Source organism: Anoxybacillus sp., assembly GCF_036834105.1.
Lineage (GTDB): Bacteria > Bacillota > Bacilli > Bacillales > Anoxybacillaceae > Anoxybacillus.
In genome coordinates this window covers 1-21,150 of sequence record NZ_DAITON010000026.1, presented here as the reverse complement: position 1 = coordinate 21,150, position 21,150 = coordinate 1, and the positions used below count along the sequence as shown (strand labels likewise).

Genomic DNA, 21,150 nt, shown 5'->3' with positions numbered 1-21,150 from the left:
AAAACATATATACCGCCAAAAATATGGCGGTATAATTTATAACGGAATATTCCCATGTTTCTTTTTCGGACGTTCTTCATGTTTATGGCGAAGCATATCGAGCGCTTGAATGAGCTTAATTCTCGTGTCGCGCGGGTCAATGACATCATCGACCATCCCGTATTTCGCTGCGACATACGGATTGGCGAACTTGTCGCGATATTCTTCGATTTTTTGCGCCCGTGTCTCTTCTGGATTCGGGCTGTTTTCGATTTCACTAGCGAAAATAATGTTCGCTGCCCCTTGTGGCCCCATCACAGCAATTTCTGCATTTGGCCATGCGTATACGACATCTGCCCCGATTGATTTGCTATTTAATGCGACATATGCCCCACCATAAGCTTTTCGTAAAATGACCGTAATTTTCGGCACCGTTGCCTCAGAATACGCATATAAAATTTTCGCCCCGTGACGAATGATGCCACCGTGTTCTTGTTTAACACCAGGGAAAAAGCCCGTCACGTCTTCAAACGTAACAATCGGAATGTTAAACGAGTCGCAAAAACGAATAAATCGTGCTGCTTTATCGGACGAGTCGATATCTAGTCCGCCCGCCATAAACTTCGGCTGATTACATACAAGCCCGATCACTTCCCCTTTTACGCGGGCAAAACCAACAACGATGTTTTTCGCAAAGTCTTTTTGCACTTCCATAAACGATCCTTCATCAACGACTTGTAGCACGACGTTGCGCACATCATATGGTCTAACTGCATCAATCGGAATCGCGTCAGCTAAATCTGGACGATCGTCATCATCATTGACGACAGGAACGGACGGTGGTTTTTCTTGGCAATTTTGTGGGAGATAACTTAACAGTCTGCGCACTTGGGCAAGTACGTCTTCTTCCGTCGCACCTGAAAAATGAGCGTTCCCGCTAATGGTATTATGTACGCGCGCACCACCTAAATCTTCAGCGCTAATTTTTTCTCCTGTTACTGTTTCAATGACTTTCGGTCCAGTGATAAACATTTGGCTCGTTTTTTCGACCATGAATACAAAATCAGTGATCGCTGGTGAATAGACAGCACCGCCTGCGCACGGACCCATAATGACCGAAATTTGTGGAACAACACCGGAATAAATGGCATTGCGGTAGAAAATGTGACCATAGCCATCGAGCGACAATACCCCTTCTTGAATGCGCGCACCACCAGAATCGTTTAATCCGATAATGGGGGCGCCTGTTTTCGCCGCTAAATCCATAATGTTCGCAATTTTTTTTGCGTGCATTTCTCCAAGCGCGCCACCAAACACGGTAAAATCTTGCGAAAACACAAATACCGTTCGCCCATCTATTTTTCCGTATCCTGTGACAACGCCGTCACCTGGTCCCTTTTTCCCGGCTAATCCGAAATCCGTGCAACGATGCTCGATAAACGGATTTAATTCAACGAACGTTCCTTCATCCAATAAGAGATCGATGCGCTCCCTTGCTGTTAATTTCCCTTTCGCGTGCTGCTTGGCGATTTTATCGTCGCCGCCACCGAGTTCAATTTCACGTCGGCGGTCATATAGCTCATTAATTTTATCATACATATCCATTATTGCCCGCCCCCTCTTTCACAAAGCTCGTACAACACTCCGTGAGCGGACTTTGGATGCATGAAGGCGATAAGCGCCCCTCCCGCTCCGCGTTTTGGTTGCTCATGAATCATGCGAATGCCATCGTTTTTTAATTCATGAATACGCTGTTCAATATGATCAACACCGAGCGCGACATGATGAATACCTTCCCCTCTTTTTTCAATAAAAGAAGCAATTGGACTATGTTCAGAAAGCGGCTCAAGCAGCTCAATTTTCACGTCGCCAACTTTTAAAAATGCGACCCTCACTTGTTCCGATTCGACTGTTTCAATGCCGACGCAAGGCAACCCGAGCGTATCCGTATAAAACGGCAACGCCTCATCTAATGACCTCACAGCAATACCAATATGATCGACCTTTTTTACTTCCATAAACCCCAACCCCTTTGTTGTTTTCCGTTGAAAACCACCCTAATATTTCGACAACTTTTTTCGTTTTTCCTTCTTTTTTCGCATGTTTTCGTGCTTGTTTGTTAAACAACATGTTTGTACAATAAGAAACAAGAGGTGAAAAAAATGCATTCAAAAAAAGTGCAAAAAATTGTCGTTTATTTAATGCTCGGTTCGATGATTTTAACATCGTTACTTGCAGGATTAAGCATGTGGATATAGAACAAGCTGACCATTTTCGGCCAGCTTGTTCTACTTAAGTGCCCCATACTTCTTACCGAGCTGTTGAAATGATTCACTTGTTTTCACGATCGCGACCTTCGTGCCGAGCGGAACGTTTAGGTATAGCGCTTCGACATCTCGATTATGCATACGTACACATCCTTCTGTAATATACTTTCCAATCGATGACGGCCGATTCGTCCCATGAATGCCGTATGTTCGGCCGTCCGTCCCACGCGCATCAAACCCAATCCATCGCGTGCCAAGTGGGTTATTCGGTGCCCCTCCCGGAATGTTTTTTTTTCGATAGTACGGATTTACCGCCTTTACCGTAACCGTAAATAATCCTTCTGGTGTGAGCGCATTCGTCTTTCCTGTCGCTACCGGATATATGCGCTCAATTTTCCCGTTACGAATAAAAGCAAGTTTGTTCGTTTGTTTGTTGACAATAATCATCGGATCACCAACGCGCGGATTGTCTCCAAGCGGCCAAAGTGGCGAAATAAGGAGAAGTAAAGCAAACAAAATCGGCATGATCTCACCCTTTTTCAATTATTTTGCATCAAAAAAGGGGAGTCATACCGTCATAATTGACTTTTAATGATTAAATATTGCTCCATTTCTTTTACAAAATGTAAAAGGGCAGCCCGTTCTTCAAATTCTTCACGCGTTTTTGGAAGCGGCATTTGTTGAAACTGTTTCTTCATCGCTTCTAGCTGCTGAATAAAACGTTCAGCTGTATTTCCCGGGTGAATTGCATCGCTTAGTTCATCAATAAAATCGGCAATCATATTGCGCTGTTCGACCGTGTACGTCATTGAGCTAATAAGCGGCAACATGCGCTCAATAATTTCAAACTGTTTCTCGCGCATTCGAAAATACCGATAATAATAATCTTCATTGCGCAAAAAATGATTTTCGATATTTTGCAACGCAAGCGCCTTCGCCTGCTTTAACGTATCGCCCACTAACGCAATTTCTTTTCCGTCCCATAAGCTTTCATTCGTACGTAAATAATGGACAATTTCTTTAAAAATGATACGGAATAAATCTTCTACAATGCGTTGATACTCTTTTAAATCTTTTTCGACACTTGGCATGTACATATTCACAAGTAGTGCGATGCCAATGCCAATAACAATGAGCATTAGTTCATTATATAAAAGTTGCCATGTCATCGCTTTAGCCATATATACGTGCAAAATAATAACTGCACTCGTCGCAATTCCTTCAGTCACTTTCCATGAGACGGTCGTTGGAATAAAAAATAAAAGCAATAAAGCAATAGAGAGCGGATGATAACCAAGTCCTTCAAAAAACAAAAACGAAAACAGCAATCCGATGAAACATGCGATCAAGCGAGCACGCGCTGTTTGTAGCGACTTTTTTTTCGTCACTTGGATACAAAGCAGCGTAATGATACCAGCGGAAGCGAAATTCTCAAGGTGCAACGACTGAGCAATAGCAATTGCAGCTGCTGTTCCAATAGCTGTTTTCGTTGTTCTGTATCCAATTTTTAACATATATATCACACTCCGCCCCCATTATAACACATTCCACATAAAAAGTGCCCATCACGGACACCTTTTACGTTTGTTCATATAGGCGAATGAGTTGTTGAGCAGCCATCGTAACTGGTTGCTTTCCTTCCATCACTTCTTGTTCAATATTCGGTAGCTGCTGTTGAACAGCAGGATGATGAAAAAAGCGAATGTGTAGATAATCTTTGATCATCGTATGCAACCAATCTTTCATCTGTTCTTTTCTTCTTTCGGCAAACACGCCAGACTGTTTTGTCGTCCGCACAAACTGTTCAATCGCTTCCCAAATTTGCTCAATTCCTTCGCCATAGAGCGAAGAACATGTATATGCTTTCGTTTCCCATCCTTTCGTCGCATGACGTAAGTAATGTAAAATTTGGTTATATTCTTCTTTCGCTAGCTCCGCTTTTGCTTTATTATCTCCATCTGCTTTATTAATCACAATGGCGTCGACAAGCTCCATCATTCCTTTTTTCATTCCTTGTAATTCATCACCAGCGCCCGTTAAAGCGAGCAATAGGAAAAAATCAACCATGCCACGCACTGCAACTTCACTTTGTCCAACACCGACCGTCTCAACAATGATAATGTCATAGCCTGCCGCTTCACAAAGCAACATCGTCTCGCGCGTTTTTCGATGCACACCTCCGAGCGTTCCCCCAGATGGCGACGGGCGAATGAACGCACGCGGATGGCGCGCTAAATTTTCCATCCGCGTTTTATCGCCAAGAATGCTCCCTCCTGTCAGGGAGCTGCTCGGATCGACTGCTAACACTGCAACACGGTGACCTTTGTCGCATAAAAATTGTCCAAATGCTTCGATAAACGTGCTTTTTCCCGCACCTGGAACGCCGGTAATCCCAATGCGAATCGACTGTCCTACATGCGGGAGAAGTTCATGCAATATGCGCTGAGCCTTTTCTGTATGTTTAGCAGCATGACTTTCAATGAGGGTGATCGCTTGCGCTAAAATGGTACGGTCGTTGTTTAATACACCTGTCACATATTCCTCAACCGATCGTTCTTTTCGTTTCACCCATCGTCTCCCGTGATCTCCCTCTTTCATACATGCTTGTCGGTCATCGGTCCGTTCTCGTCTGGATGTTCGTTCCTCGCTCATTCGCTCACTTCCTCATAACCGAGTCGTTTATAAATTTCCTGCAACACTTTTTGGGCAGCAACCGGAATAATGGTACCTGGTCCAAAAATGGCTGCAGCTCCATGCTCATATAAAAATTCATAGTCTTGTGGTGGAATGACACCACCAACGACGACAATAATATCTTCACGTCCAAGTTTTCGCAACTCCTCAACGAGCTGCGGCAATAATGTTTTATGTCCTGCTGCAAGAGAGCTCATTCCAACGACGTGCACATCGTTTTCAACTGCTTGTCGCGCCGTCTCTTCCGGTGTTTGAAAGAGCGGGCCAATATCGACGTCAAATCCTAAATCTGCAAAGGCGGTTGCAATGACTTTAGCACCGCGGTCATGGCCATCTTGTCCCATTTTCGCAATTAAAATACGCGGACGTCTTCCTTCTAATTCATAAAATTCATCGGTCATTTTTTTGACGCGTGCAATTTCTTCCTCGTTCGCAAACTCCGCGCTATATACGCCGCTTACGGAGCGAATAACCGCTCGATGTCGCCCTGCTACTTTTTCGATCGCATCTGAAATTTCACCTAACGTAGCGCGGGCACGCGCTGCCTCGATCGCTAGTTCAAGCAAGTTTCCTTCGCCTGTTTCCGCTGCTTTCGTAATCGCTTGCAACGCTTGTTGGACACGCCCTTCATCACGCGATGCGCGCAATTGTTTTAGCTTTTCAATTTGCCGTTCCCGAACAGCTGTATTATCGACTTCTAAAATGTCAATCGGCGCTTCTTTTTCCGGACGATATTTATTCACTCCGATGATCGTTTCTGTCCCGGAATCAATTCTCGCTTGCCGTCTTGCTGCCGCTTCTTCAATACGCATTTTTGGCAATCCTGTTTCAATCGCTTTCGCCATGCCCCCTAAGCTTTCGATTTCCTCAATGTGCGCCCATGCGCGCTTCATCAACTCATTCGTCAACGTTTCCACATAATACGAGCCTGCCCATGGGTCAATGACTTGGCAAATGCCTGTTTCCTCTTGTAAATAAAGCTGCGTGTTGCGAGCGATACGCGCTGAAAAATCTGTCGGTAATGCAATCGCCTCGTCAAGCGCGTTCGTATGAAGCGACTGCGTATGTCCCATCGCCGCCGCATGAGCTTCTAAACATGTGCGCACAACGTTGTTAAACGGATCTTGCTCCGTTAAGCTCCAGCCAGACGTTTGCGAATGCGTCCGAAGAGCGAGCGATTTTGGATTTTTCGGATGAAACGTTTTCATCATTTTCGCCCAAATGACGCGCGCTGCACGCATTTTTGCTACTTCCATAAAATAGTTCATACCGATCGCCCAGAAAAACGACAGGCGCGGAGCAAACGAATCAATATCGATGCCTGCTTTTAAGCCTGTGCGCACATATTCCAGCCCGTCAGCGAGCGTGTAAGCGAGCTCAATGTCCGCCGGCGCACCCGCTTCTTGCATATGGTATCCAGAAATGCTAATGCTGTTGAACTTCGGCATATGTTTTGACGTATACGCAAAAATATCAGCAATGATGCGCATCGACATATCCGGTGGATAAATGTACGTATTGCGAACCATGTATTCTTTTAAAATGTCATTTTGAATCGTTCCGGATAGCTGCTCTTGTCTAACTCCTTGTTCTTCAGCCGTCACAATATAAAACGCCATAATCGGCAATACCGCTCCATTCATCGTCATCGATACGGACATTTGATCAAGCGGAATACCGTCGAACAACGTTTTCATATCTAATATAGAATCGATCGCAACACCTGCCTTTCCCACATCGCCGACGACGCGCGGATGATCGGAATCGTAGCCGCGGTGCGTTGCTAAGTCAAACGCCACCGAAAGACCTTTTTGCCCCATCGCTAAATTGCGGCGATAAAACGCGTTGCTTTCCTCAGCCGTTGAAAAACCGGCATATTGGCGGATCGTCCAAGGTCGGTTCACGTACATGGACGGGTACGGTCCGCGCAAATACGGTGGAATGCCTGGCATATAGTCAAGAAAATCAAGATCCGCAATATCTTCTTTCGTATATAGCGGCTTGATTGCAATTTGCTCATTCGTTTGGAATACGAGGTCATCTAATGTCGCCCGTACGTTTCGTTCGATCGCTTCTTTCCACGTTTGTTCATCGACTTGCTTTCCATATTGTAGCGGTCGATTAATAAAATGTACTTTCGTCATCCACGTTCACCCCCATCTCTTTCATAAACGCCAAAATCGTATCATAACAATTTGAACCGATATGAATATACCCGTCGACGCCTGCTTCCGTAAACGTTACCTCAACATCCGGTGACGGTTTTCCTGCGACATATATGCGAACATCGGTTTTTCCCATTTTTACTTGACGCACAATATGCGGAACGGCATCTACATAATCATCATCTGTCCCGCAAATGATATAATGCGTTCCGTTTGTTTGCAGCACTCCGTTTACCGCTTCCTCTACCGTCATATAGCCGTCATTTTTTATGACTGCAAAACCACCTGCTTCAAAAAAGCCGGTAATAAAGTCAGCGCGTACTTTATGTTTTGGAATCGCCCCGAGATTGACGAGATGTACAGTTGGACGCTTGCCGTTTTTCTCTGCATGGCGTTCAGACGCTTGACGAAGTTGTTCAAATGGCTCAGATAGACGCCATTGGCGAATCGGTGAAACGGTAATCGCCGGACTTTCATTTTCATCTATAGCATGTTGAGCGATCGCTCGACGTTGAACGAGTGCAAGCGCGTCTTCCATTGTTTTCACATCTACGTACATATGCGTTTTTCCATAAGGGGTATATACATGCTTTGGTGCTGTCGGCTCTGCGAGATTTGCGTATACGTTCGTGCCGACAATTTTTTCTTTTCTTTTTTTTACATGTTGTTCGCGTTGTTTCGCGATGTTTTCAATTTCCGTTTGCACGAATCCGCGTTGAAGCGCGCTTGTCATCCCGCCTTGTGCCTCGATTTGTTGGAATAGCTTCCACGCCTGTTCGGCAACTTGCGCAGTTAACGTTTCAACGTAATATGAACCGCCTGCTGGATCGATCACTTTCCCCATATGCGCTTCTTCCCGCAAAATGAGCTGTGTGTTTCGAGCGATGCGCGCTGCCAATTCATCTTCTGTTGCAAACGGTTCGTTAAATGGGGAAACGTGAAGGCTGTCTACTCCACCGACGATCGCCGCAAACGCTTCTGTCGTTGCACGGAGCATGTTCACGTACGGATCGTATACCGTCTTCGTGAAATACGATGTGCATGCATGAACAAAAAGTTTTTGTGATTGTTCGCTCCCGCCAAATGCTTGCACGATATTTGTCCAAATGAGCCGCGCTGCCCTTAGCTTTGCAATCTCCATGAAGAAATGCGATCCGACAGGGAAAGAAAAATCGATGCGTTGCGCAACTTCATCAATCGTCAATCCGCGTTCGAGACATTCGTTTATATATTCAACGGCCGTCGCAAACGCAAAGGCAAGCTGTTGAATGGCGTTGCCCCCTCCGTTATGATACGGATCGGCATGGACGATAATCGTTTTCACATGCGGCATGTGCATTGTTGCCCATTTCGTCACATTCGCCATTGTATCGTATAAATGAGCAAGTGGCACCGGAAGCTTTCCTGTTATTGCAAGGGTGCTAAGTGGATCCATACCAATCGTTCCGCTTATGCGGTTAAGCGGTTGTCCGCTTTTTTTTATATACTCAACAAATAGCGAAAAAAACGGTAGAGAACATGCTCCTGTATCCATTCGAAGAGAGTAGTCTTCTAAACATATATTTGAAAACATGGCTTCAACTTGTTCGAGCGTTTGAATGGAAAAGTTTAACTTTAGCAATACGACATGAATTTCGGTCTGCCCACGTTCAAGCTGCTGTTTTATGAGCGCATTCCATCGTTCAGGTGTCGAAGCTGTGCACTGTTGGCTTACTTCCCATCCTTTTTTTATGTACCCCTCTGCTTTTGTCCCGCGCACATACGAAGGAAAGCCCGGGTACTGTTCAACATGCATCCCTTCTAAATCAGCACGTGTGTAAATCGGTTTTAGTTGAATATGCTCATATGTCGTGGAGTATAGTTGATCGATCGGTTTCCCTTTTAACGATCGCTCCACTTCTTGTTTCCATTCATCATAGCTCGGAATCGGAAACGATATTTGTTTCATTGTAGTACCCATCCCCCTTTGTTTTTAAAACGCTTTCTTTTCATATTTTTGAAAATATTCGTTACATTTTTATTGTAGTATATCGGTGTAAGGAAGAAAAGAAAAATCGTTAATATCAAAAAGAGGATAACGAACCGTTACCCTCTTTTTTGATATTAATAGATCGGCGTATTTTCTTTTGTTACACGCTCTAAAATTTCTTTGACACGCGCTAGGAAACGACCGCAAATTAAACCGTCGAGCACGCGATGATCAAGCGATAAGCAAAGGTTAACCATGTCGCGAATAGCGATCATACCATCTTTCACGACAGGGCGTTTGACGATCGATTCCACTTGCAAAATCGCTGCTTGCGGATAGTTAATGATGCCCATCGACTGCACTGAACCGAACGAACCTGTGTTGTTGACAGTGAATGTACCGCCTTGCATATCTTCTGGGCGGAGTTTACCAGCCCGCACTTTCGCTGCTAATTCAGCAATTTCACGCGCAATACCTTTAATCGATTTTTCATCAGCATGTTTAATGACTGGTACAAATAAAGCATCATCTGTCGCTACAGCAATCGAAATGTTAATATCTTTCTTTTGAACAATTTTATCTCCTGCCCACATCGAGTTCATTTGTGGGAATTCTTTTAATGCTTGCGCGACTGCTTTTACAAAAAATGCAAAATACGTTAAGTTAAAGCCTTCACGCTTTTTAAACTCGTCTTTCATTGAATCGCGATAAGCAACTAAGTTAGTGACATCGACTTCTACCATCGTCCATGCATGTGGAGCTTCGTGCTTGCTGCGAAGCATGTTCGTCGCAATCGCTTTCCGAACCGATGTAACTGGAATTTCAATATCGCCCGGTTGAACCGGTACGTTAGGCGCAGCGGCTTGTTTTGGTGCTTCCGCTTTCGGAGCGTTTTCTTGTTTCGAAACTTCCACTTCATGAACTGGCTGTACAACTTCATTTCGTGCCTCTGCTTTTGGTACGTTGCCAGACTCAATGAGTTTCAGCAAGTCTTTGCGCGTAATGCGGCCGCCCATACCCGTTCCTGTTACTTGCGTTAAATCAATGTGATGTTCTTGCGCAAGACGAAGCACAGCTGGAGAATAGCGTCCACGCTCACCAACTTGCTTTTTCATCGGCTGTTTATGCGTTTGCTCATTCGTCGCTGGCAATGGTTGTTCGCTCGCCGGTTGTTCCTCTGCTTGCCCTTCCACTTCAATCGTACAAATGACAGCACCAACCGGCAACGTTTCCCCTTCTTTTGCGATAATTTCTTTAATCACACCAGCAAATGAAGATGGGATTTCCGCGTTTACTTTGTCTGTCATCACTTCAGCAAGTGGATCGTATTTATTGACGCGATCGCCAACAGATACGAGCCATTGGCTAATCGTTCCTTCCGTTACACTTTCGCCAAGCTGTGGCATTGTAATTTTCTCAATCGCCATCGTGACTCCTCCTTAAAACTGCGCCAATTCGCGCATTGCCTTTTCGACTTTATCTGGATTGACCATAAAGAATTTTTCCATCGTTGGCGCATATGGCATAGCTGGAACATCAGGACCAGCTAGTCTCATAATCGGTGCGTCTAAATCGAATAAGCAATGTTCCGCAATGATGGCAGCAACTTCGCTCATGACGCTTCCTTCTTTGTTGTCTTCTGTCACAAGTAACACTTTTCCTGTTTTACTTGCCGCCTCAATAATCGCCTCTTTATCGAGCGGATATACGGTACGCAAATCTAAAATGTGTGCAGAAATGCCTTCTTGCGCCAATTTTTCAGCAGCTTGTAGCGCGAAATGAACGCATAAGCCGTACGTAATGACTGTGATGTCCTCTCCTTCACGTTTGACATCTGCTTTACCAATCGGCAGCACATAATCGTCTGTCGGCACTTCTCCTTTAATGAGACGATATGCTCGCTTATGTTCAAAAAATAAAACCGGATCTTCATCGCGAATGGCCGCTTTTAATAATCCTTTCACGTCGTATGGGGTAGATGGCATGACGATTTTTAGTCCCGGCTGATTCGCAAAAATCGCTTCGACAGATTGGGAATGGTATAACGCCCCGTGAACGCCACCGCCGTACGGCGCACGAATGACAATCGGGCAATTCCAATCGTTATTTGAACGATAACGGATGCGCGCCGCTTCCGAAATAATTTGGTTTACAGCCGGCATGATAAAATCAGCAAATTGAATTTCAGCAATTGGACGTAGTCCGTACATAGCTGCGCCAATGCCAACACCAACGATTGCAGATTCCGCAAGCGGCGTATCGATGACGCGCTCTTCGCCAAATTGATCATACAGTCCTTGCGTCGCTTTAAATACGCCACCTTTTTTCCCAACATCCTCCCCAAGTACGAATACGCGTGGGTCACGTTCCATTTCTTCGCGAATCGCCATCGTAACCGCATCGATATATGAAATGACAGGCATGTTTATTCCTCCTCTGCGTATACGTATTTCAACGCATGCTCTGGTTGTGCATATGGTGCTTTTTCCGCATAGTCCGTCGCTTCGTTCACTTGCTTCATGACGCGATCGAGAATTTCTTTTTCCAGTTCATCCGTTAATACGCCTACTTCTTTTAAGTAGTTCGCAAATAAGTAAATTGGATCTTTTGCTTTCGCTTCAGCAATTTCTTCTGGCGTACGATACGCGCGATCATCATCGTCTGATGAATGAGCGGTTAGACGATAAGCGACCGTTTCAATTAACGTTGGCCCTTCGCCGCGCCGCGCACGGTCTGCCGCTTCTTTCACGACGCGATATACTTCGAGCGGATCCGTACCGTCAACTGTATATCCCGGCATACCATAACCAATCGCACGATCTGATACTTTTTCACAAGCGAGTTGTTTTTCGATTGGAACCGAAATGGCGTATTTATTGTTTTCGCACATGAAAATGACAGGCAGCTTATGAACGCCAGCAAAGTTTGCTCCTTCATGGAAGTCGCCTTGGTTTGACGACCCTTCACCAAATGTCACGAACGACACGAAATCTTTCTTCTCCATTTTCGCCGCTAACGCAATACCAACGGCATGTGGCACTTGCGTTGTCACAGGAGAAGAACCAGTGACAATTCGATTTTTCTTCTTCCCGAAATGCCCAGGCATTTGACGTCCGCCAGAGTTTGGATCTTCCGCTTTTGCAAATGCCGAAAGCATCAATTCAGTCGGTGTCATACCGAACGTTAAGACGACGCCCATGTCGCGGTAATATGGCAATACGTAGTCTTTCGTGCGATCTAAAGCGAACGCTGCTCCTACTTGCGCCGCTTCTTGTCCTTGACAAGAAATGACAAATGGAATTTTACCTGCGCGGTTTAGTAGCCACATCCGTTCGTCAATTTTACGCGCTAATACCATTGTTTCATACATTTGCAAAACGGTTTCATCGCTTAAACCGAGTTGTTTATGACGATTTTCCGCCATCATTCATTCCTCCTTTAAAAATGAATCGCTTTTCCGTCGACAGCCAGCGCTGCTTCCATCATCGCTTCTGACAGCGTCGGATGCGGATGAATCGTGTGGGCAATTTCCCACGGTGTTGCATCAAGCACGCGCGCTAATCCAGCTTCGGAAATCATATCTGTGACGTGCGGACCAACCATATGCACACCTAACAGATCGTCTGTTTTTGCATCAGCGATGATTTTTACAAATCCGTCAGCTTCCCCATATACGAGCGCTTTTCCGATCGCTTTAAATGGGAATTTGCCAACTTTCACATCGTATCCTTTCGCTTTCGCCTCTTCTTCTGTTAAACCAACACTCGCTGCTTCCGGACGGCTGTAAATGCATTTTGGTACCATCTCATAATTGAGCGGATGAACGGTATGTCCAGCAAGGTGTTCGACCGCGATGATTCCTTCATGTGAAGCGACATGGGCAAGCTGCAACCCACCAATGACATCGCCAATCGCATAAATATGTTTCTCTTTCGTTTGATAATACTCGTTCGTTTGAATAAATCCTTTTTCGATGACAATATCAGTATTTTCTAATCCGATGCCTTCAACGTTCGCTTGACGTCCGACAGAAACGAGCATTTTTTCAGCTGTAAACGTTTCGTTTTTCCCGTTTATTTCGGCTTGAATAGTTACACCATGTTCAACAACGAGTGTGTCAGGCAATACTTTCGCTTTTGTAACAATGCGCACACCACGCTGCTTTAATATTTTCTCGATCTCTTTTGATACGTCGCGATCTTCCGTCGGCAAAATACGATCCGCGTATTCAATGACCGTCACATCGACACCGAAATCGTTCAACATCGACGCCCATTCGATTCCGATTACACCGCCACCAACGATGATGATAGAAGATGGCAACGTCTCCATACGCAACGCTTCATCTGACGTCATAACGAATTGACCGTCAATGGTTAAGCCAGGCAACGTACGTGGACGGGAACCTGTTGCAATAACAACATACTTCGGCACAAGCATTTCATTTTCCGTTCCATCATTCATCTCAACTGAAATCGTTCCTGGCATCGGTGAAAAAATCGATGGGCCTAAAATGCGTCCTGTCCCTTCATACACATCGATTTTCCCTTTTTTCATCAACATGCGAATGCCTTTATGCAACTGCTCAATGATCGCTTGCTTGCGCGCTTGCACTTTAGCAAAATCTAAACGCACCTCGCTAGCAAGTACACCAAACGTTTCGCTTTCTTTCGTCTGGGCATATACTTCCGCACTTCGTAACAACGCTTTGCTCGGAATGCATCCAGCATGCAAACACGTTCCACCAAGCTTTCCTTTTTCTACAACTGCTGTTTTTAAACCGAGTTGGGCAGCGCGAATCGCAGCGACATATCCGCCCGTTCCGCCCCCAAGTATGACTACGTCGTACTCTTTTGCCATCGTTTCATCCCCTTAAACCGTTGTTTTGACCGCCTGTGGATATTGTTTCGCTTCTTCTTCTCCGCGCAATACGCGAAGCGCCCCTTCAGCAAGCGCCTGCAATTCATTTTCCCCTGGTTGCACGATAACATCGGCAATCCATTGCACGCGATCCGCAATTTCTTTCACAAACTGTTTTCCATACGCTAAGCCGCCCGTTAAAATAATGGCATCGACTTTTCCAGCTAGCACTGCGCTTGCAGCTCCAATTTCTTTCGCTACTTGATATGCCATCGCGCTATAAATGAGTTTCGCTTTCTCATCACCATTTTCGATCATTTTTTCAACTTTCACCGCATCGTTCGTCCCTAAATAGCCAACGAGCCCCCCGCCGCCAACGAGCATGCGCATAATTTCTTCACGATAATATTCACCGGAAAAACAGAGGGAGACAAGGTCACCAGCCGGTACAGTACCAGCGCGCTCTGGGCTGAACGGTCCTTCTCCATCTAGTCCGTTGTTTACATCAACAACACGTCCTTGTTTATGTGCGCCAACTGTAATGCCTCCACCCATATGCGCAACGATTAAATTCACTTCTTCATACACTTTTCCCATTTGTTTGGCGACGCGGCGAGCGACAGCTTTTTGATTGAGCGCATGGAAAATGCTGCGGCGTTCAATAAGTGAAAAACCAGAAATGCGGGCAATTGGATCAAGCTCATCGACGACGACCGGGTCAACAATAAATGCCGGTATATTTAATGCTGAAGCAATTTCGTGCGCTAGAATACCGCCAAGATTGGAAGCATGCTGGCCTGAGTATCCGCGCTTTAAATCTTGCAACATCGCTTCGTTTACGGCGTACGTCCCACCTTCAATCGGACGGAGCAAGCCACCGCGCCCGCATACCGCATCAAGTTTCGAAATGTTGATCCCTTCATGATCGAGCGTTTCTAAAATCGTCTGTTTTCGGAATTCATATTGGTCGATAATTTTTTTATACGCTCGCAACGCTTCCGTATCATGTCGAATCGTTTTCTCTAAAATGGAGCGCTCGTTATCAAAGACGCCGATTTTCGTTGACGTCGATCCTGGATTAATGACTAAGATGCGAAATGAATGTTCTTGCAATGTTTGACCCTCCATTTTTATCATCGACGAAGCGAGAACGATCCGTCCTCGCTTCGCTACGTGTTTTTAGCGCGTGCGGCGACGGCTTAAAATGTGCTGACCGTTTTGTAAAAATTGGCTGCGTGATTGACGCATTTTTGCAATACGCTCCTCAGCTAAACGATCAGCGGCTTGATATGTCGGAATGCCGTCACGCTTCGCAATTTCAATGACTTTTTCGATGTTGTTGTAAATTTGTTCAACTTTTTTCATTGCGCGTTCGCGGTTATATCCGTATAACTCATCTGCTACGTTAATGACACCACCAGCATTAATGACATAATCCGGCGCGTAAACGATACCCATTTCATGAATGATGTCTCCATGTCTTGCTTCGCGTAATTGGTTGTTCGCAGCGCCAGCAATCACTTTTGCCTTTAATTGTGGAATCGTTTGATCGTTAATGATTCCTCCGAGCGCACACGGGGCAAAAATGTCGCAATCTACCCCGTAAATGTCGTTCGGGTCGACTGCTGTTGCGCCAAACTGTTCGACGACGCGCTGCACCGCTTCTTTATTAATATCTGTAACGATGAGTTTGGCTCCTTCTTCATGAAGATGACGACATAAATTGTAAGCCACATTGCCGACACCTTGTACTGCGACAACTTTTCCTTCAAGCGAATCGCTACCAAACGCCTCTTTTGCCGCCGCTTTCATTCCACGGTAAACACCGTACGCCGTAACCGGAGAAGGATTTCCAGAAGAACCGAACGCTGGTGAAATACCTGTCACATAATCTGTTTCTTCGTAAATAATGTCCATATCAGCAACTGTTGTACCAACATCTTCTGCCGTAATGTAACGACCGTTTAATCCTTGAATGAAGCGACCGAATGCACGAAACATCGCTTCGTTTTTGTCTTTACGTGGATCCCCGATGATGACCGCTTTTCCACCGCCAAGATTCAAGCCAGCTGCAGCGTTTTTATATGTCATGCCACGCGCTAAGCGAAGGGCATCTTCAATGGCCGCATCTTCTGATTCATACATCCACATGCGCGTTCCGCCTAGCGCTGGACCGAGCGTTGTATCATGAATCGCAATGATCGCTTTTAATCCTGACTCTTTATCTTGGCAAAACACTAATTGTTCGTAATCGTACTGCTCCATATATTTAAAAATCTCCATCTTTCGTTCCCCCTTGTTATTTGTTCGCCGCACAAATTGCTAGCGCTAATGAATATAACTTACTCTCTGCTGAATCGGCACGAGAAGTTAAGACGATTGGCGCTTTTGCGCCTGCGATAATCGCTCCAACTTGTGCGCGGGCAAAGTATACGAGCGATTTATAAAGCACATTTCCTGTTTCAATATTTGGCACAACTAAAATATCAGCCTGTCCTGCCACCGAACTTTGAATGCCTTTATGTTGGGCAGACTCGACGGAAATGGCATTATCTAAAGCGAGCGGACCATCGACGATGCAGTCTTTCAATTGCCCACGTTGGTTCATTAACGAAAGAGCTGCAGCGTCAATCGTTGCCGGCATCGCCGGATTCACGACTTCAACAGCGGCGAGCGGAGCAACTTTTGGATGACTGATTCCAACTGCTTTCGCCACTTGTACCGCATTCATAATAATTTCTACTTTCTGTTGCAAATCAGGCGTAATGTTCATTGCGGCATCGGTAACAAAAATAGGTCGTTCATAATGTGGCACATCAAATAGGGCGACATGCGACAAAACATTGCCTGTACGAAGCCCATGCTCTTTGTTTAATACCGCTTTTAAAATGGTTGCCGTCGGTACGTTCCCTTTCATTAGGACGCTCGCTTCTTTTCCATGTACCGCTTTCACGGCCATGTGAGCTGCCTCTTCTTTTGTCGAAGCATGGACGATGCGAATATGATCGCGATGTACATCGTGAACATGCTCGGGAACAAGGCGCGATAAAACCGACTCATCGCCATATAAAATGAATCGCCCGAATCCCGCTTGCAAAGCTTGTGCGACCGCCTTTAACACTTCCGGATCTTCAGCTGCCGCCACAGCTACAGTCGCTTCAGGAAATTGGGTTGCTTTGGTGATCAACGATTGTAGCTTCATCTCATCTGCTCAACCCCTTTATTTTTTCGTCACTTTTTATTATTGCAAAAATCGTGCCAACTTTTTTGGTATTGAAAACGCTTTATTTTATTTCTTTTTAACTGCAACTTTTTGCATACTATGAACATTATTGCATGCTTTTTTTGTCAAGTCCATACTTTTCAATTTTGTAATATAAATTTCGAATCGAAATGCCGAGTTGTTTAGCAGCAGCGGTTTTATTTCCTTGACATATACGCAAAACTTTTTCAATCACTTTCGCTTCGTACTGTTCAACTAATTCCGCTAACGGCTTAGGCTCATGCGTCCATTCTGGAGACGAAAGATGTTCGTGCTCTTTCGGTTTATGCAACAACGAAATATGTTTTCGTTCAATGAACATTTCATTGTATTTCATAAAAATCATAGCCCGTCCTAACACATTTTCTAACTCCCGTACATTTCCTGGCCAATCGTATGAAAGCAAGTCATTTAGCGCATCATCCGTAATTCCTTCCACATTCCGTCCATAATCTTGATTTAGTTTTTGTATGAGCCGCTCACATAGCGCCGGAATATCTTGTTTGCGCGCACGTAATGGAGGAATGTGAATCGGCATGCGATTTAACCGATAGTATAAGTCTTCACGAAACGTTCCATCGGCAATCGCTTTTTCGAGATGAACATTCGTTGCAGCAATAACACGCACATTAATCGGGATCGGCTTTGTGCCACCAACGCGCACAATTTCTTTTTCTTGCAAAACACGCAACAATTTCGCTTGCATATTGGCAGATAATTCACCTATTTCATCTAAAAAAATACTTCCGTTGTTCGCTTCTTCAAACAATCCTTTTTTTCCCCCGCGTCTTGCCCCCGAAAATGCACCTTCTTCATAACCAAACAACTCACTTTCAAGCAGCGATTCAGAGATGGCAGCACAGTTCACACGAACGAATTTGTGATATTTTCGATCGCTTGCATTATGAATGGCATGGGCGAACAATTCTTTTCCTGTCCCTGATTCGCCACGAAGCAAAATGGTTGCCGGTGTTTTCGCTGCTAATTTCGCTTGTTCAATCGCTAACATCATTTCCTCTGACGTGCCAACAATGTCATCGAAGGAATATTTCGCTTCCAATGTGCGAATAATTTGGCGCGCACGTTGCAATTCAGAAGTTAGTTGCTCAATTTCTGATACATCATGAATGACGCCAACACTTCCTTTTAACATCCCATCAACAATAATTGGGGCGACGTTGACGACGACATCACGTTTTTTTGGACCGACTTTCATGCGTACACCCCTTACTGGTCGGCGTGTTTTCAACACTTTCATGTGCATGCTTTCCCCTTCGGAAATGTCCGCTGTCGCTGGTTTTCCGATCACTTCTTCTTCTGACAAACCGGTCAGTTTCGTGTACGCTGGATTAATTAAAATGCCGTTACCATGCTCGTCAACGACCGAAATAGCTTCTTCTGAAGAATGAATAATCGCTTCTAACATCGTGCGAATTTCTTTTAAGTTTGTTACCTCTTCTGCTAAATGAACAACTTCTGTAATATCTTTAAATACTGCGAAAGCACCAAATAGTTTTCCGTTTTCATCTATAAGCGGAATACGCGTCGTAATCATTTTTTTTCCATTTTCTAATAACAGTTCTTGGTTTAACTCTACTTCCCTCGTTTGTAATACGCGCGGCAAACCGCTAGCTGGAATGACATGTAAAATATGAGTACCAACCACTTCTTTTTTCGTTTTCCCTATCATTTTTTCTGCGCTCGGATTCACATGCGTCACATAACCGCGTTCGTCAATTACGATCATTCCATCATGCGTCGAGTTAAAAATGAGGTCATGTTTTGTTGTCGCTGTTTTCAACGTAGCGATCAATTGCTCTTTTTCTTCGACGAGCTGTGCAATAATATATGCGATGTCACCTGGAATGACGACCGTATGTGCAGAACTAGCTTGGCGCAACGCCGTAAACACGTGATCGTCTCCTGTTACTTCGACAATGATATCAATATGTTCCGTCAACACATCACGCCAGTTATTGCTCGTTTGAATCCCCATCTCCCGCGCGATACTTATTCCCGGTGCATCATGATTTCGATCCACAACGGCTACAACATCCATCAATTTCGTTTCATGAAACATTTTTAATAGTGCACTTCCACCTTTGCCTGCCCCAACAATTAATACTTTTTTCATTTCCCATCACCTATTCGTTTGCAATTTTTTGCAGACGCTTTCATCATACATTGTTTTTCTTTTCTTGACAAACAAACGAAAACATTTATGATGAAAACAGAACGAATGGAAAGGGTTTTGTTTTATGCAACGAACGATCGCCTTACTTATTTTACTTATTCCTGGATTTATCGCGGCGTTAGGTATTAAATGGATGCGTGATACGGTATTTGGCATTTTGCATACACCGATCCCATCGCTTGTCGTTCAGTTTTTGCTCGGTTTCATTTGCTTCATCGCTGGCCTCGGTTTTATCGGGGGATTTATTTTACACCGCGATCGCAAGCGAAATAAAGTACAAGCTCGCTTTCAAAAAAAGAAACGCTTCGATTCAGAGTGATCGAAGCGTTTTTTCACGTATATGTTTCGCTTTTTCAGGAAAATCAGTGAATATACCATCCACTTTATATTGAAACATGTTTTTCATCCATTCTTCTTTATTGATTGTAAAAGGACGCACGAGCAAATCATTCGCGTGGGCCGCTTCAACGAACGATCGATCAACTGTCGGATGGTACGGATGAAGCGCTAAAGCGCGTAAAGTATGGGCGTAATTCCACGGTTGATGTAGCTTTTCCATATATAGTAGAGCCGTTTCAATGTGCGGTGCTAACGTACGGCATGTCGCCATACTTTCATGGTTAAATGAAGAAAAAATGACACGTGACGCTAAACGATATCGTTCAACGAGCTCGATCGTTTTTTCTTCTAATCGTTCATAAGACACGAGGTTGTTTTTTAATTCAATATTGATGAGCAACGAATTACCTTGCGCCCACTCAAGCACTTCTTGTAGCGATGGAATCGGACAAAAACCGTATTGTTTAAATTTATAATTAGCGTTTAATTTCCGCAACTGACGATACGTCATTTGCCCAACCCATCCTGTTCCGTCTGTCGTGCGATTGACCGTTTCATCATGAATGACAACGACAACACCGTCTTTTGCAAGCTGTACGTCAAGTTCGATTCCGTCTGCTTGCACTCGCTCAGCTTCCATAAAAGATACCATTGTGTTTTCCGGATGCGTCCCTGCCGAGCCGCGATGAGCAAAAATATGCGCCATCCTTTTCCCACCTTTAAAAACGTTTTATACTTAACATATGAAAGGGGTGACACTTATGCGACCGTTACAAATTTCGTTGCAAACAGCCAAAAAGCTATCTAAAGCGTTAAATATGCCGATAGAACAAATTATGCACATGCCTCAACACGTATTAATCCAAAAATTACTCGAAATCGAAAAAAACGAACAACAAAAAAGGTAGCCATCCGACTACCTTTTTTTAGCTCGCCTTATGTTCGAGTCTTAACCGATCAGCGACCATCGCGATAAACTCAGAGTTTGTCGGCTTTGCTTTTGACATGCTGACCGTATGACCAAATAAAGACGAAATCGACTCTAAATTACCGCGACTCCATGCGACTTCAATCGCATGACGAATCGCTCGCTCTACGCGACTAGCTGTTGTGTTATATTTTTTTGCAATATCTGGATAAAGTACTTTCGTAATCGATCCGAGCAATTCCACGTCGTTATACACCATGGCAATCGCTTCACGCAAATATAAATACCCTTTAATATGTGCAGGAACACCGATTTCGTGAATGATGTTTGTAATGCTCGCATCTAAGTTTTTCGGTTTTCCGTCGCGAATTGGTGAAAGAAGCGGTGGACGCTTTAATACAGCTGGTTTTTTTCCGCATACTTGGCGCACTTGATTCACTAAATGTTCGATGTCGAACGGCTTTAAAATGAAGTAAGAAGCGCCTAGTTCAAC

At 44.6% G+C, this 21,150-nt stretch carries 20 protein-coding genes; 3 read left to right on the top strand and 17 right to left on the bottom strand.

The window, feature by feature from the left end; all coding sequences use genetic code 11:
• Positions 1–36 precede the first annotated feature (36 nt).
• Both V7Z64_RS04670 and mce read right to left on the bottom strand, forming a co-directional pair.
• Complete coding sequence (locus V7Z64_RS04670; protein ID WP_297990783.1) at positions 37–1,587, bottom strand: acyl-CoA carboxylase subunit beta; 1,551 nt, start codon at positions 1,585–1,587, stop codon at positions 37–39.
• On the bottom strand, positions 1,584–1,997 hold the full coding sequence (gene mce / locus V7Z64_RS04665) for a methylmalonyl-CoA epimerase (protein ID WP_297990776.1): 414 nt from the start codon (positions 1,995–1,997) through the stop codon (positions 1,584–1,586). The genes V7Z64_RS04670 and mce overlap by 4 nt, the downstream gene beginning before the upstream one ends.
• Before the next feature lie 144 nt (positions 1,998–2,141).
• Between mce and prli42 the strand changes: the two genes are divergently transcribed.
• On the top strand, positions 2,142–2,237 hold the full coding sequence (gene prli42, locus V7Z64_RS04660; RefSeq protein ID WP_297990775.1) for a stressosome-associated protein Prli42: 96 nt from the start codon (positions 2,142–2,144) through the stop codon (positions 2,235–2,237).
• 30 nt (positions 2,238–2,267) lie between these two features.
• Here the strand turns inward: prli42 and V7Z64_RS04655 are convergent, their stop codons facing one another.
• The 13 genes from V7Z64_RS04655 to V7Z64_RS04595 all read right to left on the bottom strand — a co-directional run bounded on the left by V7Z64_RS04655 (position 2,268) and on the right by V7Z64_RS04595 (position 19,330).
• The gene (locus V7Z64_RS04655) at positions 2,268–2,771 is read right to left on the bottom strand and encodes a L,D-transpeptidase (RefSeq protein ID WP_219985002.1); all 504 of its coding nucleotides are present in this window, start codon (positions 2,769–2,771) and stop codon (positions 2,268–2,270) included.
• Positions 2,772–2,821: 50 nt separating this feature from the next.
• A complete protein-coding gene (locus tag V7Z64_RS04650) occupies positions 2,822–3,760 on the bottom strand; it encodes an aromatic acid exporter family protein (RefSeq protein WP_297990782.1) in 939 nt (312 codons plus the stop codon).
• A gap of 64 nt (positions 3,761–3,824) precedes the next feature.
• Complete coding sequence (meaB, locus tag V7Z64_RS04645) at positions 3,825–4,898, bottom strand: methylmalonyl Co-A mutase-associated GTPase MeaB (protein ID WP_003394208.1); 1,074 nt, start codon at positions 4,896–4,898, stop codon at positions 3,825–3,827.
• Complete coding sequence (scpA, locus tag V7Z64_RS04640; protein WP_297990774.1) at positions 4,895–7,084, bottom strand: methylmalonyl-CoA mutase; 2,190 nt, start codon at positions 7,082–7,084, stop codon at positions 4,895–4,897. Before scpA ends, meaB begins: the two co-directional genes overlap by 4 nt.
• Entirely contained in the window at positions 7,062–9,053 is a 1,992-nt protein-coding gene (locus V7Z64_RS04635) for a methylmalonyl-CoA mutase family protein (RefSeq protein ID WP_297990781.1), read from the bottom strand. The genes scpA and V7Z64_RS04635 overlap by 23 nt, the downstream gene beginning before the upstream one ends.
• Positions 9,054–9,208: 155 nt before the next feature.
• Positions 9,209–10,501 (bottom strand): dihydrolipoamide acetyltransferase family protein, encoded by a 1,293-nt coding sequence (locus tag V7Z64_RS04630; RefSeq protein ID WP_297990773.1) that lies wholly within the window; start codon positions 10,499–10,501, stop codon positions 9,209–9,211.
• Positions 10,502–10,513: 12 nt separating this feature from the next.
• On the bottom strand, positions 10,514–11,497 hold the full coding sequence (locus V7Z64_RS04625; protein WP_003394199.1) for an alpha-ketoacid dehydrogenase subunit beta: 984 nt from the start codon (positions 11,495–11,497) through the stop codon (positions 10,514–10,516).
• Positions 11,498–11,499: 2 nt separating this feature from the next.
• The gene (locus tag V7Z64_RS04620; protein WP_003394191.1) at positions 11,500–12,498 is read right to left on the bottom strand and encodes a thiamine pyrophosphate-dependent dehydrogenase E1 component subunit alpha; all 999 of its coding nucleotides are present in this window, start codon (positions 12,496–12,498) and stop codon (positions 11,500–11,502) included.
• Positions 12,499–12,512: 14 nt separating this feature from the next.
• Positions 12,513–13,934, bottom strand: a complete 1,422-nt coding sequence (gene lpdA, locus V7Z64_RS04615; RefSeq protein WP_297990771.1) for a dihydrolipoyl dehydrogenase — start codon at positions 13,932–13,934, stop codon at positions 12,513–12,515.
• 12 nt (positions 13,935–13,946) lie between these two features.
• Positions 13,947–15,047 carry a butyrate kinase gene (gene buk / locus V7Z64_RS04610; protein WP_297990770.1) on the bottom strand — a complete coding sequence of 367 codons (1,101 nt, stop codon included), beginning with the start codon at positions 15,045–15,047 and terminating at the stop codon, positions 13,947–13,949.
• Positions 15,048–15,113: 66 nt separating this feature from the next.
• Positions 15,114–16,217: a branched-chain amino acid dehydrogenase gene (bcd, locus tag V7Z64_RS04605; RefSeq protein WP_003394188.1), complete on the bottom strand. Its 1,104-nt coding sequence runs from the start codon at positions 16,215–16,217 to the stop codon at positions 15,114–15,116.
• A 16-nt stretch (positions 16,218–16,233) separates the two neighbouring features.
• Positions 16,234–17,136, bottom strand: coding sequence for a phosphate butyryltransferase (yqiS, locus tag V7Z64_RS04600; RefSeq protein WP_297990768.1), 903 nt, complete (start codon positions 17,134–17,136; stop codon positions 16,234–16,236).
• A gap of 127 nt (positions 17,137–17,263) precedes the next feature.
• Positions 17,264–19,330 carry a sigma 54-interacting transcriptional regulator gene (locus V7Z64_RS04595; protein WP_297990767.1) on the bottom strand — a complete coding sequence of 689 codons (2,067 nt, stop codon included), beginning with the start codon at positions 19,328–19,330 and terminating at the stop codon, positions 17,264–17,266.
• Between the two features lie 124 nt (positions 19,331–19,454).
• Between V7Z64_RS04595 and V7Z64_RS04590 the strand changes: the two genes are divergently transcribed.
• The gene (locus V7Z64_RS04590) at positions 19,455–19,709 is read left to right on the top strand and encodes a DUF2627 domain-containing protein (protein WP_297990766.1); all 255 of its coding nucleotides are present in this window, start codon (positions 19,455–19,457) and stop codon (positions 19,707–19,709) included.
• On the opposite strand, the gene V7Z64_RS04585 is transcribed toward V7Z64_RS04590, so the two are convergent.
• Positions 19,701–20,435, bottom strand: a complete 735-nt coding sequence (locus V7Z64_RS04585) for a glycerophosphodiester phosphodiesterase (protein WP_297990765.1) — start codon at positions 20,433–20,435, stop codon at positions 19,701–19,703. The two genes, V7Z64_RS04590 and V7Z64_RS04585, sit on opposite strands and share 9 nt — an antisense overlap.
• A gap of 55 nt (positions 20,436–20,490) precedes the next feature.
• Between V7Z64_RS04585 and V7Z64_RS04580 the strand changes: the two genes are divergently transcribed.
• Positions 20,491–20,637 (top strand): YycC family protein, encoded by a 147-nt coding sequence (locus V7Z64_RS04580; protein WP_297990764.1) that lies wholly within the window; start codon positions 20,491–20,493, stop codon positions 20,635–20,637.
• An 18-nt stretch (positions 20,638–20,655) separates the two neighbouring features.
• On the opposite strand, the gene spo0A is transcribed toward V7Z64_RS04580, so the two are convergent.
• Positions 20,656–21,150 (bottom strand): sporulation transcription factor Spo0A (spo0A, locus tag V7Z64_RS04575; RefSeq protein ID WP_334109478.1); only part of this gene is annotated, 495 nt, incomplete at its 5' end.

Coding starts and splice junctions, on each gene's coding strand:
- V7Z64_RS04655 (WP_219985002.1), bottom strand. CDS start 2,771: ATGCCGATTTTGTTTGCTTTACTTCTCCTTATTTCGCCACTTTGGCCG.
- scpA (WP_297990774.1), bottom strand. CDS start 7,084: ATGACGAAAGTACATTTTATTAATCGACCGCTACAATATGGAAAGCAA.
- V7Z64_RS04595 (WP_297990767.1), bottom strand. CDS start 19,330: ATGAAAAAAGTATTAATTGTTGGGGCAGGCAAAGGTGGAAGTGCACTA.
- lpdA (WP_297990771.1), bottom strand. CDS start 13,934: ATGGCAAAAGAGTACGACGTAGTCATACTTGGGGGCGGAACGGGCGGA.
- V7Z64_RS04630 (WP_297990773.1), bottom strand. CDS start 10,501: ATGGCGATTGAGAAAATTACAATGCCACAGCTTGGCGAAAGTGTAACG.
- yqiS (WP_297990768.1), bottom strand. CDS start 17,136: ATGAAGCTACAATCGTTGATCACCAAAGCAACCCAATTTCCTGAAGCG.
- V7Z64_RS04620 (WP_003394191.1), bottom strand. CDS start 12,498: ATGGCGGAAAATCGTCATAAACAACTCGGTTTAAGCGATGAAACCGTT.
- bcd (WP_003394188.1), bottom strand. CDS start 16,217: ATGGAGATTTTTAAATATATGGAGCAGTACGATTACGAACAATTAGTG.
- V7Z64_RS04585 (WP_297990765.1), bottom strand. CDS start 20,435: ATGGCGCATATTTTTGCTCATCGCGGCTCGGCAGGGACGCATCCGGAA.
- mce (WP_297990776.1), bottom strand. CDS start 1,997: ATGGAAGTAAAAAAGGTCGATCATATTGGTATTGCTGTGAGGTCATTA.
- V7Z64_RS04635 (WP_297990781.1), bottom strand. CDS start 9,053: ATGAAACAAATATCGTTTCCGATTCCGAGCTATGATGAATGGAAACAA.
- V7Z64_RS04590 (WP_297990766.1), top strand. CDS start 19,455: ATGCAACGAACGATCGCCTTACTTATTTTACTTATTCCTGGATTTATC.
- meaB (WP_003394208.1), bottom strand. CDS start 4,898: ATGAGCGAGGAACGAACATCCAGACGAGAACGGACCGATGACCGACAA.
- V7Z64_RS04580 (WP_297990764.1), top strand. CDS start 20,491: ATGCGACCGTTACAAATTTCGTTGCAAACAGCCAAAAAGCTATCTAAA.
- prli42 (WP_297990775.1), top strand. CDS start 2,142: ATGCATTCAAAAAAAGTGCAAAAAATTGTCGTTTATTTAATGCTCGGT.
- V7Z64_RS04650 (WP_297990782.1), bottom strand. CDS start 3,760: ATGTTAAAAATTGGATACAGAACAACGAAAACAGCTATTGGAACAGCA.
- V7Z64_RS04625 (WP_003394199.1), bottom strand. CDS start 11,497: ATGCCTGTCATTTCATATATCGATGCGGTTACGATGGCGATTCGCGAA.